Here is a 2147-nt window from a genome sequence, read left to right on the forward strand (position 1 = left end):
AGCCTGCGCAAAGGATTTTTTTGAGATCGTCGTCGTTGGACGCTATCCCGAGATCTGGGCAGACGTGATGCCCGGCGATGCGCCGTATGGGCGCGGGACTATATCCGGGCGCAGAAAAATTGACGAGCGCAAGCAGATGCCCCAACTTTCGGGTCGGCAGTTTCCCTATGATGGCGACAAGGTGCTGCCATTTGGAGACCGTCTGTCCGCTGCGCTCAAATTCCGAAGTAGCCGCAATTTGTGTCGGTCGCCAGTTCACAAGCCTACGGGGCAAGCGCGACCTTGGCCCCAAAAGATACGCGTGCCGGTCAGTGCTTCGCCTGTGGCGGCGCTCAGCAAAAGGTTCTATCGATGATCTTCGGCTTGATGACGGCATGAGCCACAGGGTCCTTGGGGCTACCAAAAAACCTGACTACATGTCTTTTTTAATTGCGACTGTTTGAATTGCTGTCATTCTAACCATACTTCTTTGTTGGAAGCCCACACCGAAAAGCCCTCGTACCCCAACCCGTCGCGAGGGCTTTTCATTATGTGCAGGCTAATATTCGAAGGCTACGTTCGTTATCTCGAATATTTGACTGGGGTGTTATGTTGAAGCATGACCCGCGAAGCAGCCGTAGCGAGTGCACAGACTTATTTTGATTCCGGCGCTTTTCGGGAGGATTTGGCACGTCGAGTACGCATGCCGACCGAGAGCCAGAACCCTGACCGCGCGCCAGCGCTCGTCGATTATATCGAGACGGAGATCAAGCCGACCCTTGTGGCGCTTGGCTTTACCTGCCGCATATTGTTCGAGCGCGATTGGCCTTTCCTTTTTGCCGAGCGCATCGAGGACCCAAAACAGACCACGGTACTAGGCTACGGCCACGGTGACGTAATCCGCGGGCTGGATGACGACTGGGAGGAAGGACTGTCGCCTTGGCAACTGATCGAGCGTCACGGTAGATGGTACGGACGCGGGGTCGCTGACAACAAAGGCCAACATTCGATCAACATCGGTGCATTGCGGGCTGTGTTGGAGGCTCGTGGCAAGCTTGGCTTTAACGCTAAATTTCTCATTGAAATGGGTGAGGAGAAGCTGTCGCCCGGCCTGCGTGAACTTGCCACTGCTCATAAGGAATTGTTCCAAGCCGACGTTTTTATTGCGTCGGATGGACCTCGGTTGTCGGCTGGGCGGCCAACTGTTTTCCTCGGCTCTCGGGGCGCTATCAGCTTCGATGTCTGGATCGATGCGCGTAAGGGCGGGCACCATTCCGGAAATTGGGGTGGCCTGCTTTCCGATCCGGCTATTCAACTCGCGCACGCACTGGCAAGCATCACGGGGCCGACAGGCCAGATTCACATTCCAGAGTGGCTTCCGAACGGTATTCCAGACAGTGTGCGGCGTGTACTCGCGGACTGCGAGATGGACACCAGCGCCGATGAACCGAAGATCGATCCGGCTTGGGGCGAGCCTGGACTGACGGCGGCAGAAAAGCTGTTTGCATGGAGTTCATTTGCGGTGCTGGCCTTCGAGGCTGGCAATCCGAAGACACCTGTTGGCGCTATTCCTCCACGAGCCTGGGCACGCTGCCAATTGCGTTTCGTCGTCGGGGTCGATGTTGAGGACGTACTTCCTGCCCTTCGCCGGCATCTCGACCGCAATGGCTTCCAGAGCGTACAGATCGCGCAAACAAGCAATGAAGTTTTTTATGCAACACGGCTCGACCCAGAGCATCCCTGGGTCCGTTGGGCTGTGGACTCGATTTCTCGCACCACGGGCAAGAAACCGGCGATCCTTCCGAATCTTGGTGGCTCTCTGCCGAACGACGTCTTCTCCGACATTCTGCAGCTTCCGACGATATGGGTGCCGCATTCCTATCCGGGGTGCTCGCAGCATGCACCGAATGAGCATCTTCCTCTCAGTATAGCTCGGGAGGGTCTTGAACTGATGACGGGGCTTTACTGGGACCTCGGCGAGCCGGGTATCCCGGCAAGTCAAAGCGCGGAAAGGAACAACTGAGTGTCGATTAATGTTCTCCTCATGAGGCGCCACCCGACGTGCACTTATCATTCAATTGATCCGCTGCCCTGCTTTGTGATCGAAAAGATGGATGTGGGAACTGTCGCCCTTGACGGAGATCCGATCACCGACCTGAATTTCGGTC

The 2147-nt window shown here is 56.3% G+C and carries 2 protein-coding genes; both read left to right on the forward strand.

All coding sequences use genetic code 11. The features are described from left to right. Window positions 1-355 (forward strand): hypothetical protein (locus AAAC48_RS08980; RefSeq protein WP_340653849.1); only part of this gene is annotated, 355 nt, incomplete at its 5' end. A gap of 243 nt (window positions 356-598) precedes the next feature. Continuing rightward, window positions 599-2002 (forward strand): M20 family metallopeptidase, encoded by a 1404-nt coding sequence (locus AAAC48_RS08985; RefSeq protein WP_340653850.1) that lies wholly within the window; start codon window positions 599-601, stop codon window positions 2000-2002. Window positions 2003-2147: the final 145 nt, after the last annotated feature.

The sequence above is a fragment of the Phyllobacterium sp. genome (assembly GCF_037994405.1).
Classification (GTDB): Bacteria; Pseudomonadota; Alphaproteobacteria; order Rhizobiales; family Rhizobiaceae; genus Phyllobacterium.

Coding starts and splice junctions, on each gene's coding strand:
- AAAC48_RS08985 (WP_340653850.1), top strand. CDS start 599: ATGACCCGCGAAGCAGCCGTAGCGAGTGCACAGACTTATTTTGATTCC.